The organism is Dorea acetigenes (assembly GCF_025567385.1).
In the GTDB taxonomy this organism is placed as follows: Bacteria; Bacillota; Clostridia; order Lachnospirales; family Lachnospiraceae; genus Claveliimonas; species Claveliimonas acetigenes.
This window is the reverse complement of sequence record NZ_JAOQJU010000004.1, coordinates 124,970-144,362: the sequence shown is the minus strand read 5'-3', so window position 1 is coordinate 144,362 and position 19,393 is coordinate 124,970. Positions and strand designations below refer to the sequence as shown.

The window sequence follows — 19,393 nt, the reverse complement described above, 5'->3', positions numbered from 1 at the left end:
TGCATAGCAGCGGAGAAGCATCGTAGATGCGTTTTGCGAATGGCGCGGGCTGAACTGTTACTATAATAAGTATCAAAACACGCGGGACAGAATGTCCCGCGTGCCGCTACATTGCAAGCTGTTTTTTTATTTCTTCTATTTCTTCTTGCTGCTGTTCATATAGCCGCAGCAGCTTATCGCTGGTGGAATCCTCCAGTTTCCTAATCCGATAATAATCGCTAATCTCTGTTACCTTCTTGTCTAATGCCTCGAGCTCTCTGTGTGTCATCTGGTAATAACACTCCATTTCATCGAAAATCAACTCGTTATTCTCCTCAATTGCACTATGAATCTCCCCACGCAGCTCTGTCTTCAGATTCTCCGAATTCTCTCGCATCTCTCCGCGCAGTTCCTTCTTCAGATTCTCCGAATTCTCTCGCATCTCTCCGCGCAGTTCTTCCGAATTCTCCCGCATCTCCCCGCGTAGTTCTTCCGAATTCTCCCGCATCTCCCCGCGTAGTTCTTCCTTCAAGCTCTCCAAATTCTCTCGCATCTCTTCGCGTAGTTCCTTCTTCAGATTCTCCGAATTCTCCCGCATCTCTTCGCGTAGTTCCTTCTTCAGATTCTCCGAATTCTCTCGCATCTCTTCGCGTAGTTCCTTCTTCAGATTCTCCGAATTCTCTCGCATCTCATCTCGCAGGATATAATTATTCTTTTCAATTGCACTTTCTACAATATCTTTTATGATAAACACATCTTTTTCATCTAACATACTTTCATCACCTCTTTCACTACCTACCTTCTCCGAACGCCACCTCGGGAACTCCCTTCCCTCGGTGTCCGTTGCACTCACATAAATCCCTGTGAAGATGCTCTCGTCTGCAAGCAGACAGCGCATCTTCCCCCGGATTTGCGTTCGTCGCTATGCGCTCATTGTATCATATTTTTCTTTTGGTGGGAACTATTTTGTGCCTGTTTCATGACTTTCATTTCTCTGTCAAATTTGCTGATTTCCCTATTTATCTTTCCGATATGCACTCCCCAGCAGCCGAATACAGTCAGTATCCCCATCATCAAAATATCTCTCTTCATAAGTCCTTTCCTCTCTTTCTGTCTGCCGTTGTTTGCTGATCTCTGCCAGCCGCAAGGCTTGGCTATTTCAGAGCTCAGATGTTACGTGTAAAATATCCCTCTTATATACTAGCCGTCGGGAAGCTGCTTTTTTCCCCTCTCATTCGACAATTTTTTTAATTTTTTCTTTTATCCTGTCCATCCGCCTGTATACCGCCTTTTCTGTAATCCCTAATTTCCTGGCAATTTCGGCTGTATTGTACTGTTGCAGCTTCAGAACCAGGATTTCCCGGCTTACGGAATCTAAGCTCTTTACCACTTCATACAACGCCTCATGATCGATTGCCTCCAGCAGTTCTTTTTCATCATAGATTTCTTCTCTTTGCATTCTCTCTCTTCCCGAATGCATTGCCATGGGCGTCTGCCTTTCCAGAAAACGCCTCTCTTGTTTGAACATTTCCCAATCATATTCTCTTAACTTCTGTATGGTTTCCTCACTTGCCCCCTCTTCTCTGAGAATCTGCTCTTCCTCTTTCTTCCATTGCTTCCATCGTTGTTCTGCCAGCCATTTGTTGTAAGCGATGTCTCTCCTCACTCCCTGTTCCAGTTCAGCCAATTAAGACGCCCATCACCGCACAAAATATATCCGTTCAGCCATAACAGCCCGAATCCTCTGAAAGCCCTGCTGCATTCCCCGACTACATATAAAAAGACGGCGCATCCCACGCCGTCTTTTCTGTACTTTCTTTTCTATTTTTATTTTACTATGACAAACTTGTAATGGCAAGCTCCGTTTCCTTATCAAATATATGAATCATCTTTTTCTTCATAGCCTCCGGGGATTGTGTAAGCGCCTTCAAAGTAGCGCCGGCATCCTCCCCGCGAACTCCCAGCACCACCGTTTTCCCAACATAACCGCCGTCAGTAAACTTCTTTACCTGCTCCACCGGAATCTCAAGTTCCAGAGAGCCTGCCGTAAGATACAATTTGCCGCCGGCAGCCTTACATGCTGCATCCACAAAATTCATCTGCGGCGAACCGACAAAACCAGCCACAAACAGATTACGGGGATAATCACACAGCATTTGCGGCGTATCTGCCTGCTGCAGGACACCGCCATTCATAACCACAACCCTTGTCCCAAGCATCATAGCCTCTACCGGATCATTTGTTACATAAATAACTGTCATTCCCAATCTCTGATGCAGCCTGAAAAGTTCAAAACGCATCTGCCGCCGAAGCTTCGCATCCAAATTTGAGGGTGGCTCCCCTATCAAAAAGACCTTCGGTCCACAGACAATAGCCCGTCCCATAGCAACACGCAGTTTTTGTCCGTCAGAGAGTGCTTTGGGTCTGCGATCCAACAAGGCTTCCAGTTCCAGGATTTTTGCCGCTTCGCGAACCATCCTGTCAATTTCATCTCTGGGTGTCTTCCTTAACTTCAGTCCGAATGCCATATTTTCATATACCGTCATGCGCTGATACAGAGCATAATTCTGAAAAATCATCGCGATATCCCTATCCTTTGGCTCCGTATCATTTACCACCTTGCCCCCAATTCTAAGCTCACCGGAAGAAATATCCTCCAGGCCGGCAATCATACGAAGAGTCGTGGATTTCCCACAGCCTGACGGCCCTACAAATACGATAAATTCTTTCTCTTCAATCTCAAGGTTAAAATCCTTCACCGCTTCAAATCCATTTGGATAAACCTTATTAATATGCCTTAGTGATACACTTGCCATTTCACTCTTCCTCCCGCTGTTCAAGCAGCGCTTTATAGATATCCCTCTTGCCTGCGCCCCGGTCCTTCGCCACCAGCTTCATCGCCTCTTTCCGCCCGATGCCCTGGCTTTCGTAATATTCCATATGCTCTTTGACAGACATATCGTCCCACCTTGCCTGCGCCTCTTCTTTAAGCTCCTGTCTGCTCTTTCCCTCGATCACAAGCACACATTCGCCCTTAGGCTCCTGTGCACGGTAGTAACTGCAAGCTTCTTTTAATGTTGTGGTAAATGCAGTCTCATGTCTCTTGGTAAGCTCCCTGCATACGGTAATCTTCCGTTCCCCCATCGTCTCATACAGTTCCTCCAGCGTCCTTAAAAGCCGATGCGGAGCTTCGTAAATAATCATAGTCCTTGTCTCATCCTTAAGCTCCGTCAATATGCTTTTTCGTTCTTTTTTCTCAGCCGGGAGAAATGCTTCAAATGCAAATCTCCTTGTGGACAACCCGGAAAGGACCAGCGCCGTAATACATGCCGACGCCCCCGGAACCGCCGTAACCGCCACCCCTGCATCATAACACATTTTCACCAGTTCTTCTCCCGGATCAGAAATCCCGGGCATCCCCGCATCGGTAATCAGAGCAATATTCTCACCGGATAAAAGCCGTTCCACCAGCTTACGCCCTTTCTCTATCTTATTATACTCATGATAGCTGGTCATAGGAGTTTTGATTTCAAAATGATTCAAAAGCTTAATGCTGTTGCGGGTATCCTCTGCTGCAATCAAATCTGCTTCCCGCAAAATCCGTATGGCCCGCAGCGTCATATCTTCCAGATTGCCAATAGGCGTCGCGCATAAATACAATGTTCCTGCCATTATAAATTCCTCCCATACATACGAAGCAGCTCCCGCGTGTAACTTCCATCCTTCTCATACACAACCAGCGGCGGCTCCACCGTCATCCGCGGCCTGGCTCCTCTCATTCCCTCTACCAGCACCATATTCGGCTCTTTATCCACATAAGGATATACCAGGCGCATCCGTTTAGGTTCTATTCCATGCCGATTCATACCCGCCAGAATTTCCGCCAGGCGAAAAGGGCGGTGCACCATATAAAACCTGCCCTTTGGCTTCAGAATCTTTGCACTCTCCCGCAGAATGTCCTCCAGCGTACAAAGCACCTCATGCCTTGCAATATATTGCGTATCCATCTCATTTTTCAATCCGTGTTCTTCAATCATATAGGGCGGATTGGAAGTAATAACCTCAAAAGAGGCCGCACCGAAAATTTTAGCCGCCTCTTTAATATCCCCCGTTATAATCTCAATCTTATTTTCCAGTCGATTATGGCAAATGCTCCGCCGCGCCATGTCCGCGCTTTCTTCCTGAATCTCCAACCCGGCATAATAGCTGCCTTCATTCTTCGCCTCCAGTAATATAGGCAGAATCCCTGTCCCGCATCCAAGATCAAGCGCCCGCTCCCTTCTCTTCACCTTTGCAAATGATGACAGCAACACCGCATCCATCCCAAAGCAGAAACGTCCCGGATGCTGAATGATTTCATAACCTTTCACCTGCAGGTCATCCAGCCGCTCGCCTTCCTTTAACCTATTCATCATCTAATCTGGACGCTCCATTCTTTTCCTCCAGCGCTTTAAGCTCCTGGAATTCTTCTTTTGACAGCCGGATATCCTTCTTCTTCCTGCGGGGCTTAAACCGCAGCTCACTCACTTTGTACTCCCGGATTTCCTTCTCGTCATTATCCAGCGTAACAATTACCTTCACAAGCTGGCGCAGGACATTCACTGACTGCACGTCTCCATGAAGTTTCTCCGGTGTCGTCACACTGTCGCCTATAGACGGCAGACGACTGTTCAGCTCTTCATAAGTCTCTTCTTCGTTAGTCAGACAACACATCAATCTTCCGCACACACCCGATATTTTTGTAGGGTTCAGGGACATATTCTGCTCCTTTGCCATCTTAATCGATACCGGGGCAAATTCTGTCAGATACGTATGGCAGCACAGCGGACGCCCGCAGATGCCGATGCCGCCTCTGATTTTTGTCTCATCCCGCACGCCGATCTGGCGCAGCTCAATTCTTGTGCGGAACACGCTTGCCAGATCTTTTACCAGTTCCCGGAAATCAATCCGCCCATCTGCAGTAAAATAAAACAATACCTTATTATTATCAAAAGTATACTCTGCATCAATCAGCTTCATTTCCAGCCCATGCTTACGTATTTTCTCCAGGCAGATTTCAAACGCTTCCTTCTCTTTCGACTTGTTCTTCGCTTCCTTCTTCACATCTTCAGGTGTCGCAATACGGATAACCGGCTTCAACGGCTGCATAATCTTGTCGTCTTCCACCATCTTAGGTCCTGTCACCACAGTTCCATACTCCACGCCCCTGGCAGTCTCTACAATCACATGGTCGCCCGTCCCGATTTTTAACTTCCCCGGTGAAAAAAAATATATCTTGCCCGCGGGACGGAATCTTACTCCTATTACCTCTGTCATATTTCTAATTCTCCTTTATCGTCAGCAGCAAAAGCTCCATTACCAAATCAAAATTAACATTTGCCTTCAGTCTGCTCTTCGCTTTCTCAAGACTTTCTAAAATTTTCTCGATCCCTTCATAAGAGCTCTTCCTTGCCCTTGCCTTAATGCAGGACAGCTGATCTTTAAAAACTACCTTTGTAACATCCTGTGTCGCCTTATAAATAAGTACATCCCGATACCATATCATAATAATATCCAGATAATCGTTAATCTCCAATTTATATGCGCTAATCCGTTTAATCGCCTTCACAACCTCATTCAGATCCATCTCATCGATATATTTCAGAAGCTGCACGGCTTCCTCACGGATTTCATTAAAATGCTCCGAATTTGCCAGCATAATTGCCCGTCCCATATTTCCCTGGGCAAATGCGGTACACATGTCCGCCTTATAATCCGGCACTTTTACAGTCTCCATCAGATACTTCTTAATCAGCGTATCCTTAATATTGCGCAGCTTCAGCATCACACACCTGGAAGTAATGGTAGGAAGCAGCATCTGGGCATTCTCCGTCAGCAGGAAAATCACCGCGTACTCCGGCGGTTCTTCAATCGTTTTAAGGAGGGCGTTCTGTGCCTGGGGCGTCATCAGATCCGCCTCACTGATAATATAAATCTTATAAGGCCCCTGATAGGGCTTAATCATAATATCATTATTGACCTGCGTCCTGACGTCTTCCACACTAATTGTATTCGGCTTTTCGTGGGTTACATGGATAATATCCGGATGGTTGCCACTCTCTGCCTGCTTACAGGAATGACATTCATTGCACGGGTCAGGTCCGCCCTTCTCACACTGAAGCGTCGAAGCGAAAAGATTTGCCAGCATCTTCTTGCCGGAACCCCGCTCGCCATTCAGGATATAAGCATGTGAGACCTTATCTTCACTGACTGCATTCCTTATATAATTAATTATGTCTTTGTGTCCTACCACGTCTTTAAAGCTTCCCATTGTGTATTACCTCGATAATCTCTTCTAAGCATTGTTCTTTGTCATCATTTATAAATCTTCTTGTGATTCCCAGGCGGTGCAGATTTTCTTCTGCAAAATCTTTCTCATCCGCAAGAAATCTTCTGCACATCTCCCCGTACTTGGGCGACCTCTGCATCCGCTCCCTCCCAAGCGCCCGGGACAGCCGTTCTCCGGCTTCCACCTCTATATAAATCGGCGCCAAAGATTCCGCGCCGTAATATTCTCTCATTTTCTCATAGGACTCCAGCGTTCCTATCATCAGATAATCCGCAGTCCGGACATCAATCTGCCCATCATCCACCGTAAAATATTTCCAGACACCGTGCACCGTATGATAGGCGCGCATCTCAATCACTCTGCCTGCCGCCTCAAGCTCTGCCAGACGGCTTTCTTCTACAAAATGATACTCTCTTCCGTTCTCTTCGCCCTCACGGATCGGGCGGGTCGTATAAGGGATTACGGTTCGAAGCTCCGGCAGACGGTGCCTGATCTCCCGAAACAAGGTATCCTTCCCCGCCGAACTTTTTCCCATGATATAATATATTCTACCCATTTTCTAAAACCTCAATGTATCCTTCTTCTCCTTTTAATCCCTCAATGGTAAATCCAAGAGTATGATAAGCAGCACACATATCTGCAATTTCTTCTGTAATCCGTTCGCCCGGGACAATCAACGGAATCCCCGGCGGATAAAGATATGCATACTCCGTGGAAATATATCCCGCCGCTTTCTGCCACGGAACAAACTGCACACCGTGCGCCTTTGCATTTTCCAAAAGCGCTTCCAATTCATAGCTGGTATAGACCATCTCCGCCGCCGGAAGTCTCCCGCATACGCGCTTCCTTATCGGCATATCCTTCCATCTTCCCTCCAAAACCTGAGCGTCAATGGCAAACAAAGCATCTCTCAGCCTGTCAAATCCTTCTTTTGTATCCCCTACTGCCGTCATGGCAAGCACGTAGCTGCCTGCCGCCATCTCCATCTGAAGATGATACTCTTCCAACAATTTCCTGTAAAGCTGCCTGCCGCTAAGTCCCGTATCCCCTGCGGAAATCAGCAATTTAGACGGGTCGTAAGTCTCCCCCTCCGTTTCGATCAGCCGCAGTGCTTTTAGCTCCCTCAGAGATTCCCGCAGCGCTTTCAACCTGTCCACATAAGGGTCAAATACTTCCTCTCTGCGGTTCTCCAGCATATCCATACAAGCATCAATCCCTGCCATCAGTATATAGGATGGACTGCTGGATTGCAACATATCCAGATATTTACGCACTTTTCTGCGGTTCGCATAAGAACCCTGCATATGGAGCAGCGCTGACTGGGTCAGGGCAGGAAGTGTCTTATGGACGCTGTGTATTACCACATCAGCTCCCTTCGCGAGCGCATTTTCCGGGAAATACGGATGAAATCCGAAGTGGGCGCCGTGAGCCTCATCCACAATCAGCGGAATCCCTTTCTCGTGAACTGCCTGTGCAATTCCCCGGACATCCGACAGAACGCCGTCATAGGTAGGGGATACGATAATAACCGCCCGAATCTCTGAATGCTCTTTAAGCGCAGTTTTCACTGCGCTTACGGAAATTCCTGTGTTTAATTCAATATCCTGCCTGAACTCCGGGTACAGATAGTACGGCTTCAAGTCATTCAAATAAATCCCGTGGTACACGGACTTGTGGCAGTTCCTTGCCACAAGCACCGCATCCCCCCTCTGTGTATTTCCAAGAACCGCACTCAATATTCCTGCTGTACTTCCATTGATAAGGAAATGGCTCTCCTGCGCTCCATACACTCTGGCTGCTCTCTCCTGCGCCTCTTTCAGCACATTCGCCGCATGATGCAGATCGTCAAATCCTTCAATCTCTGTAATATCAATGCTGTACGGTAATCCATTGCCCATAAGATTCCGGTTCCTCTTATGTCCCGGCATATGGAATCCGTAATAGTCCGATTCACTGTACTCATTCAGTCTCTGATATAATGTCATACCTTCCGGTCCTTATAATCTCTTCAGTAATTTTTCCCGTTCTTCCTCGAATCCCGGCTTGCCGAGAAGCGCGAACATATTCTTCTTGTAGCTCTCTACACCTGGCTGATTGAACGGATTCACTCCTGAAATATAGCCGCTTACACCACATGCAAATTCAAAGAAGTAGAATAACTCTCCCAGATAAAACTCATTCTGCGCCGGAATATTAATAAGCAGGTTCGGCACATTTCCATCTGTGTGGGCAAGAATCGTTCCGTTCATCGCACTCTTATTTACAAAATCCACATTCTTTCCTGCCAGATAATTCAGGCCGTCCAGATCCACCGGTTCTTCATTAATAATAATCTCCTCTGTGGACTCTTCTACATTCATAACCGTTTCAAACATAATGCGGCTTCCGTCCTGGATGAACTGGCCCATGGAGTGCAGGTCTGTCGTAAGGTCTACCGCCGCCGGGAAGATTCCCTTATTGTCCTTGCCTTCGCTCTCACCGTAGAGCTGTTTCCACCACTCAGATACATAATGGAGACTTGGCTCATAATTGGCAAGAACCTCCACTGCTTTCCCTTTTCTGTGGAGAATATTACGGATAGCAGCATACTGCATTGCATCATTTTCCTCAAACGGCAGGTTCAGCGCCATCTCTCTTCCCGCTGCAGCACCTTCCATCAACTTCTCAATATCTGCCCCGCTCACAGCAATCGGAAGCAGTCCTACCGCTGTCAGTACGGAGAAACGTCCGCCAATATCATCCGGCACCACGAAGGATTCGTATCCTTCTTCTGTCGCCAGATTCTTAAGCGCTCCCCTTGCCTTATCTGTAGTTGCGTAAATCCTCTTCGCAGCTTCTTCCTTACCGTATTTCTTCTCCAGCATTTCCTTAAAAACACGGAATGCGATAGCAGGCTCTGTTGTCGTACCTGATTTGGAAATGATGTTCACAGAGAAATCCCTGTCGCCAATCACATCGATCAGATGCTTTAAATATGTGCTGCTGATACTGTTTCCTGCATAATATATCTCAGGAGTCTTACGCACTTCTTTAGAAACCATGTTGTAGAAATTATGGCGCAAGAATTCGATCGCAGCTCTTGCCCCCAGATAAGAACCACCGATTCCAATTACAACCAGAACCTCTGAATCGCTCTGAATCTTCGCGGCTGCCTTCTGGATACGTGCAAATTCTTCTTTATCATAATCTACCGGGAGATCGATCCATCCCAGGAAATCATTGCCCGCGCCTGACTTGCTGACCAGAACCTCCTTCGCCGCCTCTGCGATTCCTTTCATAGATTCCACTTCATGGTCATGAATAAATGTTGTTGCTTTTGCGTAATCAAATGTTACTTTATTTGCCATCGCAATACCTTCTTTCCCTCTTATGTTTCTATAAATACACTATCCTTATTTTATCAGTTTACCACGCTTTTATCAAGCTAAAAACTCTTCTAATATCTCCCTGATCAGCACTTCCTTCGAAACCTGCTTCTGCTCCTTTTTCTCCTCCCTGGATTTTTTAGACGATGCAGCTGATATTTCCGGTTTCGGAAGCCTCTCCAGATCTTGTCCCGGCTCCGGAATCTCCAGTGGAACTTCCGCCGGAATCTCTTTTTTCGTTGTCCCAGAAGCATCATCCGCCCCCTCTTCCTTTTTCGGCTCCGATTTTTGTAACTTCTGAACGTCTTCCTCTATTCCGGCAGTTCCAAGCTTCTCCACCTTCGCCGCCAGCGCTCTGTCTTCTGCCGCATTCTCCGGCTCTTCCCGCACTGCCAATCCTTTTATTTCCTTCTTTTCTTTCTGCTGGTTCTTTTCATAACGGCGTGCACAGACATTTTCCAGATAATCCACCATATAAGTCTTCACTGCCTCCAGCATATAATTTTCGTCAGACGTCAAATGGAAGAGATAAAGCAGTATTGCAAGAGCCGCTCCGCCGGCCCCCATCTTCAGCACAGCGTCCGACATCCCGTAAACGCTGTATGTAAGGAACGCCGCCGCTGCCCCGGTAATCAGACACAATCCCGCCATCACATTCTCCATCCGTCTCCACCGGTAGAGGCGCAGCCCCAGGATCTTATACTCGTATAAATACTTATCCACAAATACTCCCACATTCTGTACTTTGTCGTTGAGCATACATGCATGTTCATACTTGGCGCGCACCAGCCGGATCAATGGATGTGCGCTTTTGTTCATACTGCCCGCCGCCCGTACAAGCCTCTTTAGTGTAATGCCGGCAATGCACTTGCTCACAATCCCCAGAACCGCGAACACTCCCATAAGTATCAATAGTACATGCCTGTCCAAAATCGCTTTTAACATAGTAAAACCCTCCTTCTTGATTCCGATTATACCTGAATCTCAGAAAGAGGGTAGAAAAACCGTTCGCCAAATTGTGCGGTTCAATCCCCGAAACCTACACTTTGCCGTCGAAAGCCGGGATTGCTGTCGATTCACCGCTTCTTCTGCGGTTTCTTTCATCCTTTAAATCCTTGGCAGCAGATTCTTCACAAGCCTTACGCTGTGGGCGATTGCCTGCCTTTCAAACACCGGATAATCCATAGTAGCACTATTATCTGCTTTGTCGGAAATCGCGCGAATAATGACGTACGAAATTTTATTCAGATAGGCGGCATGAGCTATCCCTGCCCCTTCCATCTCCGTACATTTTGCATGGAACTGCTTCACAAGCCTGTCCTTTACCTCTGCAGATGAGATAAACTGATCACCGCTGACTACCCTTCCCGTAAACGTATGGATATCCGGATTCGCTTCTTGATTCGCCAGCACCGCCAGCTCCACAAGCCGCTGATCTGCCGGGAATGCCAGAGTATCCATTCTCGGCACCTGCCCCAGTGGATCACCAAATAAAGTGGCGTCCATATCGTGATGCAGAGAATCCGTAGAAATCACGATATCCCCAATATCAATCTGCGCATCCAGAGAACCCGCGATTCCCGTATTAATCAATATCTCCACGCCGAACCTGTCCACCAAAAGCTGGGCGCAGATTGCGGCATTCACCTTGCCTACGCCGCTTCTTACCACCACCACATCTCTTCCGCACAGCACACCTTTGCAAAAATCCATAGACGCTGCTTTCACAACCTCCTGAACATCCATCTCTTCCTTTAAAACTGCAACTTCTTCCTCCATTGCTCCAATAATGCCAATTATCATCTTCCACATCCTCCATCGTCTGAACTGATATCTATTGTATCAGCTTCTTCTTTTGAAAGCTAGCTTTTTCCTCCGTCATCTGTTATAATCCTCCTGAACAGTTACAATTCACAGCACCCCACCAGCATGCGCACTCGTCGCATCTTCGATACTCCAGTCCCGCTCCTAAAGGAGCTAAGACTGCTTATGTGGGTTGGGTGACTGCCCCACAGTCCTGATTTGGAATCCAATATACCTTCTTACGTGCAAGCACGACGAATCCATATTGGATTCCAAATCGACTGTGAATAGTAACCCTGAACATCTTATAAAAAATCAAGGAGGCTTATCATATGGTATACAAACCCCAGGGCGTCTGTTCTCAGTTAATCAATGTAGAACTGGACGGCGATGTTATAAAATCAGTGGAATTTGTCGGCGGATGTGCCGGAAATACAATGGGAATCTCCCAGCTTGTAAAAGGCATGAAGGTAGACGACGCAATTCAGCGCATGGAAGGAATCACCTGTGGCATCAAGCCCACTTCCTGCCCGGATCAACTGGCAAAAGCGCTGAAGCTCGCCAAAGAACAGGCTTAACCTGCCAAAATGGAGAAAGGGAAGGTCTGAAGTTGCCTACGCTTCAGCCTTCCCTTGTTTGAATTCACATTTTAGCCATGTTCAGCGAACTGCCGCAGCCACTGCACTGTGGGTGTCACCCATTGTGGTTGTGGATGCTTGACGGCTTCTCAATGTAAGGAATCATTCCTTCGCTCCGCAGTGCAGTGGCTGCGGCAGTTCCACCCTCCGTGAATTAATTCTCCACTCTCTCCGTGCTTACGGTTCTTCGATAAAGATTCCGTTGGTATATGAGCTGCTCATGTCGTTGCCTGCCGAATGGGTACATCTTACTCGGTAATAATATCCCCCTTCCACAGTCATCACCTTGCTGGAGTTGACAGTACTGGTATCCTCATTCTCCTTGTGCCAACCATCCACGCATTCCCATGGGGCACCTTCCTTTTTGCATCGTTCTACCAGCACACTCACCTGGATGGATTCTACGTTGTGATTTGCAATGGTTGTTCCACCTGCATATAATTTTCCAGGACCGAGGCGTGCTACTTTAGAATATCCTGCCTGAAGGTCTACTCCTCTGGTCATAAGCGTCGCGTGGCCAATTGACTCTTCGTCATGGGTAAGGTAAGAACCGTCCGCCAGCGGCTGGCCACTTCCCGCATAGCTTAGGGTTCCCATCCCTACTACCAGACTCATCGTCAATACTACGGCGCTAATCACAGACACCAACTTCTTCCTCATCTTCGTACCTCCACACTTGTTTTGTTATGCTTTTCTTTTTCCTTTACATATATTAAGACACACAAGTCGGCAGAATCTGACGCAAATTTTACAAAAAATGTAAATTTTTTAAAATTAATTCCAAATCTTCCTTCTCCGTAAGCCCCATAAGGGTATAATGTACATCCCGGTAATCGAACTGAGCCACATAGCTAGTGTTTCCCGAGTCAGCTATACGATAAGCTTCCACCATAGCCGTCGTCTTCTCCAGGGGATACTCATATTCCTCCAGCAGTACGTCTTCCACATCCAGGCCCCAGGAATTATCCAGATACAGGGCATCCGCAATGTAAGTGACTATCTGACCGTCCAAATCATAAACAAATTGGGCAAGCGGGATATCCGAATCCATCTCCACCCGGTCAAAGACCATCTTTTGGGGTTTTACCATTATTTTCACTGGGTCAAAACCATATTCATCCTTAACCTGTTGATACGCCGCCTCCTCTTTTTCTTCTCCACCATTTGCTACATAATCATTATCCGAATCTACTTGCGTCATTTCCCTGCCGCCAACCGTCTGCTTCATCTTTTCTATAAACCTCTCCGGTCCGCCGACGCTGGTGATTCCAATGGCAAAGACCGCAATAACTGCCGCCGCCAGCACCGCCACACGCTTCCACACAATTTTGCCCTTGCGTACGGGTGCCTTCTTCACATCTTCTGCCGTTATGCCGATTTCCCCGGCAATTTCCACATCCGGCTCTGCCCCGGCTTTCTTCTTCTGAAGCTCCCGTCCAAGGCGCAGCGCCTCCCGGTCTTCCTCCGACAATTTGGACAGAAGTTCTTCTCTCTGATATGCCTCGATCCGCTCCTTCACCTTATCCCTCAATTCGGCGCTGGCTTTCATCTTCGAGATCTCTTCATCTGCCCGGATGGCTTCCTCGATTCGGGCGGCATCTTTTTCCATTTCCTCTTTCATTTTTTCTTTGAAGCCGTCTAATTCTTCTTTCATTCTGTTTCCCCTTTAAATTAATCTTAACTTTTTACTTTTCCTTGACCCGCGCCCCGCTTGCGTTTACAATTACATTTATAATGATAAAAGCGGAGGCGCATTATGAAACGTATCATCTTAACCGGCGGCGGTACGGCAGGTCATGTTACACCTAACATTGCATTATTGCCGCGTCTAAAAGAATTACAATATGATATCCACTACATCGGTTCTTATAACGGCATTGAGAAGGAGCTGATTGAACCATTCGGAATTCCTTACCACGGGATTTCCTCCGGCAAGCTTCGCCGTTATTTCAGTCTTCAGAACTTTACTGACCCGTTTCGCGTTATCAAAGGATTCAGCGAAGCGAAAAAGTTGATTAAACTCTTAGAACCTGATGTTATTTTCTCAAAAGGCGGATTCGTATCCGTTCCGGTTGTCATAGCCGGAAAGAAATGCAAGGTTCCGGCTATTATTCATGAGTCCGATATGACGCCGGGGCTTGCGAATAAATTATCCATACCTTCCGCAGCCAAAGTGTGCTGCAATTTTCCTGAGACGGTAAAACTTCTTCCGGCTGACAAAGCGGTTCTGACCGGTTCCCCAATCCGCCAGGAACTGTTGTCCGGCAGCAAATCCAAAGCTATTGAATTTACCGGACTTACCTCTGACAAACCGGTCATCCTGATTATCGGCGGAAGTCTGGGCGCCGCTGCAGTTAATCAGGCCGTCAGAAATGTCCTTCCGGAGCTTTTAAAGGACTTTCAGGTTATTCATCTCTGCGGCAAAAATAAACTGGACACTTCTCTGCAGGGAGTAAAGGGCTATGTGCAATATGAGTACATCAAGGACGAACTGAAGGATCTGTTCGTTCTAACCGATATTGTCATTTCCCGTGCCGGAGCTAACGCCATCTGCGAGCTTCTGGCGCTGCACAAGCCGAACCTTCTGATTCCGCTGTCTGCCAGCGCAAGCCGCGGCGATCAGATTCTGAATGCCCGCTCTTTCGAGCGCCAGGGATTCAGCATGGTTCTCGAAGAGGAAGAACTGACAGACGAATCCCTTCTGTCAGCCGTACATCAGCTATATGACAACCGTGCACAGTATAAAAAGGCAATGACCGTCTCCGGTCAGCAGGATTCTATCGATACCATTATTGAATTAATTGAATCCGCTGTCAATTCTTAGCGTAAAAGCAGGTGTCCGTTCGACACCTGCTTCTTTATGCTTTGTTTATACAGTCGAATTCTTCTCTGTAATTTTCTTTTATCCAGTTCTTTGCTCTGTATAACATACTCTGCAAGCCCTCGTAACTAATACCCATACTCTCCGCCACTTCCCGCTGTGGCTTCTCCATACAATACACCAGCGTTACCGCGTCAAACCATTTCTCATTCTTTCTTGCAAGTGCGCTCAAAATCGTATCCGTGGTCTCCAGCACCTCTGTTGTCCAAAGTTTCTCGAAGAATGCTTTCTCAGGACTGTCGCCATATCCCAAGAGCGTCTCTCCTTCTGTATTCACATCCAGAAGAACTTCTTTTCTGTGGTCTCTCACGTAGTTATATGCAAGATTTCTTGCAGTTGTTAAAAGCCATCCTTTGACATTCTCTACCTCTCCACAACCGGCATAAATGTAATATCTGCGAAAAACTTCTTGCGCAATATCTTCTGCTGTATGCTGATTACGGGTATAAAGTGCCGCGGCCTGAACTACTATATTCTGATACAATTCAAATACTGTATTGAATTCTGTTTCCACATTACTTTACCTTCATCTTCTGTATATTTCCAAACACTACACTTCTTTTAACTTTGCAAGAATATCTTCTCTGTCGGCATCTGTCAGTTCACCCATCTTCCAGCCAAGCCCTACCTGGTCTTCCTTATATCTTGGGATCAGATGCATATGGAAATGAAATACGGTCTGCCCGGCTGCCTCTCCGTTATTCTGTACCAGGTTGTAGCCATCGCATCCCAGCGCCTTCGTCATCTTAGCGACAACATTCTTAGCAACAATCAAAACCTTAGACGCTGCTTCATCCGGCAATTCATACAAATTCGCATAATGCTCCTTTGGCAAAATCAGTGCATGTCCCTTTGATGCCGGTGACAGATCCAGAATCACCCGGAAATCATCATCCTCATATACCGTCGTTGAGGGAATCTCACCATTTGCAATTTTACAGAAAATACAATTTTCATCTCTCATTTTCTCATCCTTCTTTCTTGAATCTTAGACTTACATTTTCTCATTGAATATTAAAACCGTGCGTGATAAACTGTTACTCCAGAAAGGTGGTAATATCACATGTTGACAAAAACAGATTACGACAAATTGTTACATTTAATGGAAGAAAATCCAGAAAACAAGGCCCTGCTGCAGAGGCTTTTAGACTCACAGGCAGAAACCCTGCGGATCATCAGCCACGAAATCCGCAATCCATTAACACTTGTATACAGCACCATCCAGTTGATTGAACATCAGCACCCGGAAGTAACCGGATACCGGCACTGGGACTCCCTGAAAAAAGATACCGAATACATGCAGCAGCTTCTTGACGAGCTGTCCTCTTTTCATAATGGAAGTAAACTGACTGTATCTTCCTTCTCCCTCTCTGCTCTGCTAAAGCAGATCGCCGTCTCCTACGCTGCGTCTCTTGCAGACACCGATATTGAATTCACCTCTTACATAGCACCGGATCTTCCTTCCATAGAAGGTGACTCCGTAAAATTGAAAGAAGTAATCCTGAATCTTCTCCGCAATGCCGCAGACGCTGTTGACAACCGGTCCACTGACAAAAGAGTCCATCTCTTTGCAGCCTGTGACATATCCTCCGGTCAGATTCTCCTTAAAATCCAGGACTCCGGCTGCGGTATTCCCAAAGAGCATCTTTCCGATATCTTCACCCCGTTTGTCACTTATAAGCAAGGCGGCACAGGCCTTGGACTGGCAATTACAGACCGTATCGTCACAGCGCATCACGGCAAGATCTCTGTAGAATCTATGCCAGACGCCGGAACAACATTTACCATAATTCTCCCTCAGCATCAGGTACGAAAAACACCTCCGCTGAAGAATATAGATGAATTATAGCATAACCCCTTTGCTTTTATCAATAGAACTCTTCTTCATCAATATAGATTCCGTCAAAGTCTCCCCACCGGGGCTTCCTATGCTTTTGAAGAAATCTTCTTACCGGAGTCCACAGATTGTCTGTCTCCCGCATAATATTATTCCCCATTTCCTGACAGGCAATCCAGTCATGCTCCGCATCCTCACAGGTGGAATTTTGAAATAATACGTCCATATTCTTCCGCCGGTATTCTTCCGTCGGCTTCCGGACTGTTTCTTCCTGCTTTATTTTATCCAGAATCTTCCCCAGGCTGTAATTCTCTTCCATCGTTTCTTTATGAAGAAGAAAGGACAATTTCACGCTGTCCACATCCTGATAATCCGTATGCTGAACAAAAAATTCCGTCAGTTCATGGAAAGATTCCCGGACATCTTTCTCATGAAAAGGACAATAACAGAAAATATACTCTTCATTTTCCTTAAACACATAAGCCGGATCCAATAACAGACAATTTGCATTTAAAAGATATTTGTCTATCTCCTCCATAACTTTCAATATTGTTTCTAGCAACTCTTTCATTTCTTTCGATACTATTCCTTTTCTATCATATAGATTTTCCAAAGACTGCATTCCACTAATATCATATTCACAGACACTCATTTCATCCAATCCCCAGGTTTTCAGAGGCAGCAATCCTTCTATATGATTTTCTCTCAGCATCCGTATCTGATAGTCTTCCGAATAGACGCCTGCTTTTTTTAATAGTAAATGCGTCTTATTTAATTCTCTTTTATACTCTGTTTGAATCTTCACTATATTATTTTCTTTCATCTTCGCAGCTCCTATCTTTCTATAATTCCTTTTACCCTTCGAACATCCCGGATATATTTCTCCGGCTCTGTAACCCTGGCCGACTGACGGACGGATACTTTCATTTTGCCTTTTCTTGCTGTCGCGGCAACTGCGATCTCATCCTCTTCGACCGAAATCTGTGCCCGTGCGCCTGCAAAAAGTATGCACTTCCCGTCTATGCGTTCCTGAAAAGCGGCGTTTAACGCCTCTTCTTCTATCCCGTCTTTTTCTCTCGCCTTTACACTCCCCACAACTGCCGTCTCATAAGCACAACTGCTGATAATATTTTTATCATGGTAATAAAAAATACCTGTAACGCTAAGAAAAAATACCAGAAAAATTACCGGCATAATATAAGCCATCTCTATCGTCATACTTCCTTTTACACACATCATACACACCTCGCCGCCAATGAAACTACGTACCCTGCTGTCAGGAAAGGAACCATCGGAAGCACTGATTTTCTTGACCACTTCTTTTTCACCAGACATACCATGGCCGCGGCGGCCAGGAACATCCAGGCTGCCGCCAGCGCTTCTAACAAACTCCAAATTCCCAAAAAGCTCCCCATAATGCAGACAATCCACCCATCTCCATAACCGATTGCCTCTTTGGTAACTTTACTGATAATCAGGAAAACTATCCCTATCCCGGCACCTGAAAGATACAAATACCAACATTCCCTGCCGCGGCAGATAAAACTTACAATCCCCAGTAAGCTTCCCACCCACAGGAAAGAAACGGATATTTCCCGCCTTTTTATATCCTGCCAACTGCAGATAGCAAGAAAGCACAGACAAATCCCCTTGCTTATTTTCTCTATTTCCCACATTTTGAACACGCTCCCTTTCCTACCGCCTCTGACAGAGGAATTGCATAAACCGTCCGCTTTAATCCGCTGCACGCGAGCGTACTGTGATAACGATCCCCGTAATCCGTAATGTAAACACTTGCCGGGATCCTGCCGCCCATACATTTCTCACAGGCATGATATTTTCCCTGGCTCTCATTTCTTAAATTCTCCACACTCTCAGCCGCTACTCCGCGAATGGAAAGATCCAGATAGGTACAATGATAATTTCTGTGATATACCACACCGTTCTCCGTAACATAGACTGTTTCGTCATTCTCTCCGCCAAATGCGTTTCTTTCATATCCGGACCAGCCTTTGAAACGCATGTTTTCTTCCATGGGAACCGATACGCCAACTACCAGCGGAACAGGAAGCTCCACCCGGTAAGAAACTTTTATTTCCAATATGGACGTTTTTAGAGACATCCTTGACCCTTCACAGTGAATCCCACTACTCCCTCCCACCACAATACTTCTTTCCAGTCTTTCTCTTCCCACTGCTTCTACAATATCCTGTTCCAACTGCCCCGGCGTAACCACCGAAATCAAATAAGCTTTCTCTGCCGACGCTTTTCCGGCATAATGCATTCCGCTCCTTATACTTGTCCGAACCGCCATCACCTCAAACATATAGAAAAACGTCAATATAGCAAAAAAGAAAACCGGAACCGCCAGTGACGCTTCTACCGTAATGCTGGCGCAAAGCTTCCCATTCCACCGGCTTTTCCTTTTTTCATGGAAAGAAGTGCATGGAGATGTCCTTTGGGCGTTAAGAGGATTTTGGGTTAATGTGATACTATTCGTTGGTATTTGCTTTGTGAGGATCATGCGATAACTCCTTTCGTCATATTTTATTTCCATTAGAG

At 46.4% G+C, this 19,393-nt stretch carries 24 protein-coding genes; 3 read left to right on the top strand and 21 right to left on the bottom strand.

The annotated features are described in order from the left end of the window. Positions 1 to 106: 106 nt before the first annotated feature. The 13 genes from OCV99_RS06305 to OCV99_RS06245 form a co-directional block, all read right to left on the bottom strand. Positions 107 to 751: a hypothetical protein gene (locus OCV99_RS06305; protein WP_158369211.1), complete on the bottom strand. Its 645-nt coding sequence runs from the start codon at positions 749 to 751 to the stop codon at positions 107 to 109. A gap of 158 nt (positions 752 to 909) precedes the next feature. After that, complete coding sequence (locus OCV99_RS06300; protein ID WP_262575029.1) at positions 910 to 1,071, bottom strand: hypothetical protein; 162 nt, start codon at positions 1,069 to 1,071, stop codon at positions 910 to 912. Between the two features lie 139 nt (positions 1,072 to 1,210). Beyond that, entirely contained in the window at positions 1,211 to 1,666 is a 456-nt protein-coding gene (locus OCV99_RS06295; RefSeq protein WP_158369209.1) for an RNA polymerase sigma factor, read from the bottom strand. Between the two features lie 148 nt (positions 1,667 to 1,814). After that, the gene (locus tag OCV99_RS06290; protein ID WP_158369207.1) at positions 1,815 to 2,795 is read right to left on the bottom strand and encodes an ABC transporter ATP-binding protein; all 981 of its coding nucleotides are present in this window, start codon (positions 2,793 to 2,795) and stop codon (positions 1,815 to 1,817) included. Position 2,796: 1 nt separating this feature from the next. Beyond that, positions 2,797 to 3,651, bottom strand: coding sequence for a 16S rRNA (cytidine(1402)-2'-O)-methyltransferase (gene rsmI, locus OCV99_RS06285; RefSeq protein WP_158369205.1), 855 nt, complete (start codon positions 3,649 to 3,651; stop codon positions 2,797 to 2,799). Next, positions 3,651 to 4,394: a tRNA1(Val) (adenine(37)-N6)-methyltransferase gene (locus OCV99_RS06280; RefSeq protein ID WP_158369203.1), complete on the bottom strand. Its 744-nt coding sequence runs from the start codon at positions 4,392 to 4,394 to the stop codon at positions 3,651 to 3,653. The genes rsmI and OCV99_RS06280 overlap by 1 nt, the downstream gene beginning before the upstream one ends. Continuing rightward, positions 4,384 to 5,295: a PSP1 domain-containing protein gene (locus tag OCV99_RS06275; RefSeq protein ID WP_158369201.1), complete on the bottom strand. Its 912-nt coding sequence runs from the start codon at positions 5,293 to 5,295 to the stop codon at positions 4,384 to 4,386. Before OCV99_RS06275 ends, OCV99_RS06280 begins: the two co-directional genes overlap by 11 nt. Positions 5,296 to 5,299: 4 nt before the next feature. Beyond that, on the bottom strand, positions 5,300 to 6,289 hold the full coding sequence (gene holB / locus OCV99_RS06270) for a DNA polymerase III subunit delta' (RefSeq protein WP_158369199.1): 990 nt from the start codon (positions 6,287 to 6,289) through the stop codon (positions 5,300 to 5,302). Continuing rightward, on the bottom strand, positions 6,276 to 6,863 hold the full coding sequence (locus OCV99_RS06265) for a nucleoside/nucleotide kinase family protein (protein ID WP_158369197.1): 588 nt from the start codon (positions 6,861 to 6,863) through the stop codon (positions 6,276 to 6,278). Before OCV99_RS06265 ends, holB begins: the two co-directional genes overlap by 14 nt. Then, the gene (locus tag OCV99_RS06260) at positions 6,856 to 8,292 is read right to left on the bottom strand and encodes an aminotransferase class I/II-fold pyridoxal phosphate-dependent enzyme (RefSeq protein ID WP_158369195.1); all 1,437 of its coding nucleotides are present in this window, start codon (positions 8,290 to 8,292) and stop codon (positions 6,856 to 6,858) included. The genes OCV99_RS06265 and OCV99_RS06260 overlap by 8 nt, the downstream gene beginning before the upstream one ends. A gap of 12 nt (positions 8,293 to 8,304) precedes the next feature. Then, positions 8,305 to 9,654 carry a glucose-6-phosphate isomerase gene (locus tag OCV99_RS06255; protein WP_158369193.1) on the bottom strand — a complete coding sequence of 450 codons (1,350 nt, stop codon included), beginning with the start codon at positions 9,652 to 9,654 and terminating at the stop codon, positions 8,305 to 8,307. 72 nt (positions 9,655 to 9,726) lie between these two features. Further along, positions 9,727 to 10,617, bottom strand: coding sequence for a hypothetical protein (locus OCV99_RS06250; protein ID WP_158369191.1), 891 nt, complete (start codon positions 10,615 to 10,617; stop codon positions 9,727 to 9,729). Positions 10,618 to 10,779: 162 nt separating this feature from the next. After that, a complete protein-coding gene (locus OCV99_RS06245) occupies positions 10,780 to 11,475 on the bottom strand; it encodes a 5'-methylthioadenosine/adenosylhomocysteine nucleosidase (RefSeq protein WP_262575024.1) in 696 nt (231 codons plus the stop codon). Positions 11,476 to 11,807: 332 nt separating this feature from the next. Between OCV99_RS06245 and OCV99_RS06240 the strand changes: the two genes are divergently transcribed. After that, positions 11,808 to 12,053 (top strand): TIGR03905 family TSCPD domain-containing protein, encoded by a 246-nt coding sequence (locus OCV99_RS06240; protein WP_158369189.1) that lies wholly within the window; start codon positions 11,808 to 11,810, stop codon positions 12,051 to 12,053. A gap of 237 nt (positions 12,054 to 12,290) precedes the next feature. Here the strand turns inward: OCV99_RS06240 and OCV99_RS06235 are convergent, their stop codons facing one another. Together OCV99_RS06235 and OCV99_RS06230 are read right to left on the bottom strand one after the other, a co-directional pair. After that, positions 12,291 to 12,773: a DUF6147 family protein gene (locus OCV99_RS06235; protein ID WP_158369187.1), complete on the bottom strand. Its 483-nt coding sequence runs from the start codon at positions 12,771 to 12,773 to the stop codon at positions 12,291 to 12,293. A gap of 88 nt (positions 12,774 to 12,861) precedes the next feature. Then, on the bottom strand, positions 12,862 to 13,767 hold the full coding sequence (locus OCV99_RS06230) for a DUF4367 domain-containing protein (protein WP_158369185.1): 906 nt from the start codon (positions 13,765 to 13,767) through the stop codon (positions 12,862 to 12,864). A gap of 102 nt (positions 13,768 to 13,869) precedes the next feature. Here OCV99_RS06230 and OCV99_RS06225 point away from each other — a divergent pair, with 102 nt between their 5' ends. Next, on the top strand, positions 13,870 to 14,937 hold the full coding sequence (locus OCV99_RS06225; RefSeq protein ID WP_158369183.1) for an undecaprenyldiphospho-muramoylpentapeptide beta-N-acetylglucosaminyltransferase: 1,068 nt from the start codon (positions 13,870 to 13,872) through the stop codon (positions 14,935 to 14,937). Positions 14,938 to 14,971: 34 nt separating this feature from the next. Here the strand turns inward: OCV99_RS06225 and OCV99_RS06220 are convergent, their stop codons facing one another. Beyond that, positions 14,972 to 15,508 carry an RNA polymerase sigma factor gene (locus OCV99_RS06220; protein WP_158369180.1) on the bottom strand — a complete coding sequence of 179 codons (537 nt, stop codon included), beginning with the start codon at positions 15,506 to 15,508 and terminating at the stop codon, positions 14,972 to 14,974. Positions 15,509 to 15,544: 36 nt separating this feature from the next. After that, positions 15,545 to 15,958, bottom strand: a complete 414-nt coding sequence (locus OCV99_RS06215; RefSeq protein WP_158369178.1) for an HIT family protein — start codon at positions 15,956 to 15,958, stop codon at positions 15,545 to 15,547. 99 nt (positions 15,959 to 16,057) lie between these two features. Here OCV99_RS06215 and OCV99_RS06210 point away from each other — a divergent pair, with 99 nt between their 5' ends. After that, on the top strand, positions 16,058 to 16,843 hold the full coding sequence (locus OCV99_RS06210) for a sensor histidine kinase (RefSeq protein ID WP_158369176.1): 786 nt from the start codon (positions 16,058 to 16,060) through the stop codon (positions 16,841 to 16,843). Between the two features lie 19 nt (positions 16,844 to 16,862). On the opposite strand, the gene OCV99_RS06205 is transcribed toward OCV99_RS06210, so the two are convergent. The 4 genes from OCV99_RS06205 to OCV99_RS06190 are packed head-to-tail and all read right to left on the bottom strand — an operon-like array spanning position 16,863 to position 19,355. After that, on the bottom strand, positions 16,863 to 17,654 hold the full coding sequence (locus tag OCV99_RS06205) for a DUF6382 domain-containing protein (protein WP_158369174.1): 792 nt from the start codon (positions 17,652 to 17,654) through the stop codon (positions 16,863 to 16,865). Between the two features lie 11 nt (positions 17,655 to 17,665). Further along, on the bottom strand, positions 17,666 to 18,070 hold the full coding sequence (locus OCV99_RS06200) for a TadE family protein (RefSeq protein ID WP_158369171.1): 405 nt from the start codon (positions 18,068 to 18,070) through the stop codon (positions 17,666 to 17,668). Continuing rightward, positions 18,067 to 18,507: a prepilin peptidase gene (locus OCV99_RS06195; protein ID WP_227193418.1), complete on the bottom strand. Its 441-nt coding sequence runs from the start codon at positions 18,505 to 18,507 to the stop codon at positions 18,067 to 18,069. The genes OCV99_RS06200 and OCV99_RS06195 overlap by 4 nt, the downstream gene beginning before the upstream one ends. Next, positions 18,495 to 19,355 carry a pilus assembly protein gene (locus OCV99_RS06190; RefSeq protein ID WP_262575019.1) on the bottom strand — a complete coding sequence of 287 codons (861 nt, stop codon included), beginning with the start codon at positions 19,353 to 19,355 and terminating at the stop codon, positions 18,495 to 18,497. The genes OCV99_RS06195 and OCV99_RS06190 overlap by 13 nt, the downstream gene beginning before the upstream one ends. Positions 19,356 to 19,393: the final 38 nt, after the last annotated feature.

Coding starts and splice junctions, on each gene's coding strand:
- OCV99_RS06305 (WP_158369211.1), bottom strand. CDS start 751: ATGTTAGATGAAAAAGATGTGTTTATCATAAAAGATATTGTAGAAAGT.
- OCV99_RS06300 (WP_262575029.1), bottom strand. CDS start 1,071: ATGAAGAGAGATATTTTGATGATGGGGATACTGACTGTATTCGGCTGC.
- OCV99_RS06290 (WP_158369207.1), bottom strand. CDS start 2,795: ATGGCAAGTGTATCACTAAGGCATATTAATAAGGTTTATCCAAATGGA.
- rsmI (WP_158369205.1), bottom strand. CDS start 3,651: ATGGCAGGAACATTGTATTTATGCGCGACGCCTATTGGCAATCTGGAA.
- OCV99_RS06280 (WP_158369203.1), bottom strand. CDS start 4,394: ATGATGAATAGGTTAAAGGAAGGCGAGCGGCTGGATGACCTGCAGGTG.
- OCV99_RS06275 (WP_158369201.1), bottom strand. CDS start 5,295: ATGACAGAGGTAATAGGAGTAAGATTCCGTCCCGCGGGCAAGATATAT.
- holB (WP_158369199.1), bottom strand. CDS start 6,289: ATGGGAAGCTTTAAAGACGTGGTAGGACACAAAGACATAATTAATTAT.
- OCV99_RS06265 (WP_158369197.1), bottom strand. CDS start 6,863: ATGGGTAGAATATATTATATCATGGGAAAAAGTTCGGCGGGGAAGGAT.
- OCV99_RS06260 (WP_158369195.1), bottom strand. CDS start 8,292: ATGACATTATATCAGAGACTGAATGAGTACAGTGAATCGGACTATTAC.
- OCV99_RS06255 (WP_158369193.1), bottom strand. CDS start 9,654: ATGGCAAATAAAGTAACATTTGATTACGCAAAAGCAACAACATTTATT.
- OCV99_RS06250 (WP_158369191.1), bottom strand. CDS start 10,617: ATGTTAAAAGCGATTTTGGACAGGCATGTACTATTGATACTTATGGGA.
- OCV99_RS06245 (WP_262575024.1), bottom strand. CDS start 11,475: ATGATAATTGGCATTATTGGAGCAATGGAGGAAGAAGTTGCAGTTTTA.
- OCV99_RS06240 (WP_158369189.1), top strand. CDS start 11,808: ATGGTATACAAACCCCAGGGCGTCTGTTCTCAGTTAATCAATGTAGAA.
- OCV99_RS06235 (WP_158369187.1), bottom strand. CDS start 12,773: ATGAGGAAGAAGTTGGTGTCTGTGATTAGCGCCGTAGTATTGACGATG.
- OCV99_RS06230 (WP_158369185.1), bottom strand. CDS start 13,767: ATGAAAGAAGAATTAGACGGCTTCAAAGAAAAAATGAAAGAGGAAATG.
- OCV99_RS06225 (WP_158369183.1), top strand. CDS start 13,870: ATGAAACGTATCATCTTAACCGGCGGCGGTACGGCAGGTCATGTTACA.
- OCV99_RS06215 (WP_158369178.1), bottom strand. CDS start 15,958: ATGAGAGATGAAAATTGTATTTTCTGTAAAATTGCAAATGGTGAGATT.
- OCV99_RS06210 (WP_158369176.1), top strand. CDS start 16,058: ATGTTGACAAAAACAGATTACGACAAATTGTTACATTTAATGGAAGAA.
- OCV99_RS06205 (WP_158369174.1), bottom strand. CDS start 17,654: ATGAAAGAAAATAATATAGTGAAGATTCAAACAGAGTATAAAAGAGAA.
- OCV99_RS06200 (WP_158369171.1), bottom strand. CDS start 18,070: ATGATGTGTGTAAAAGGAAGTATGACGATAGAGATGGCTTATATTATG.
- OCV99_RS06195 (WP_227193418.1), bottom strand. CDS start 18,507: ATGTGGGAAATAGAGAAAATAAGCAAGGGGATTTGTCTGTGCTTTCTT.
- OCV99_RS06190 (WP_262575019.1), bottom strand. CDS start 19,355: ATGATCCTCACAAAGCAAATACCAACGAATAGTATCACATTAACCCAA.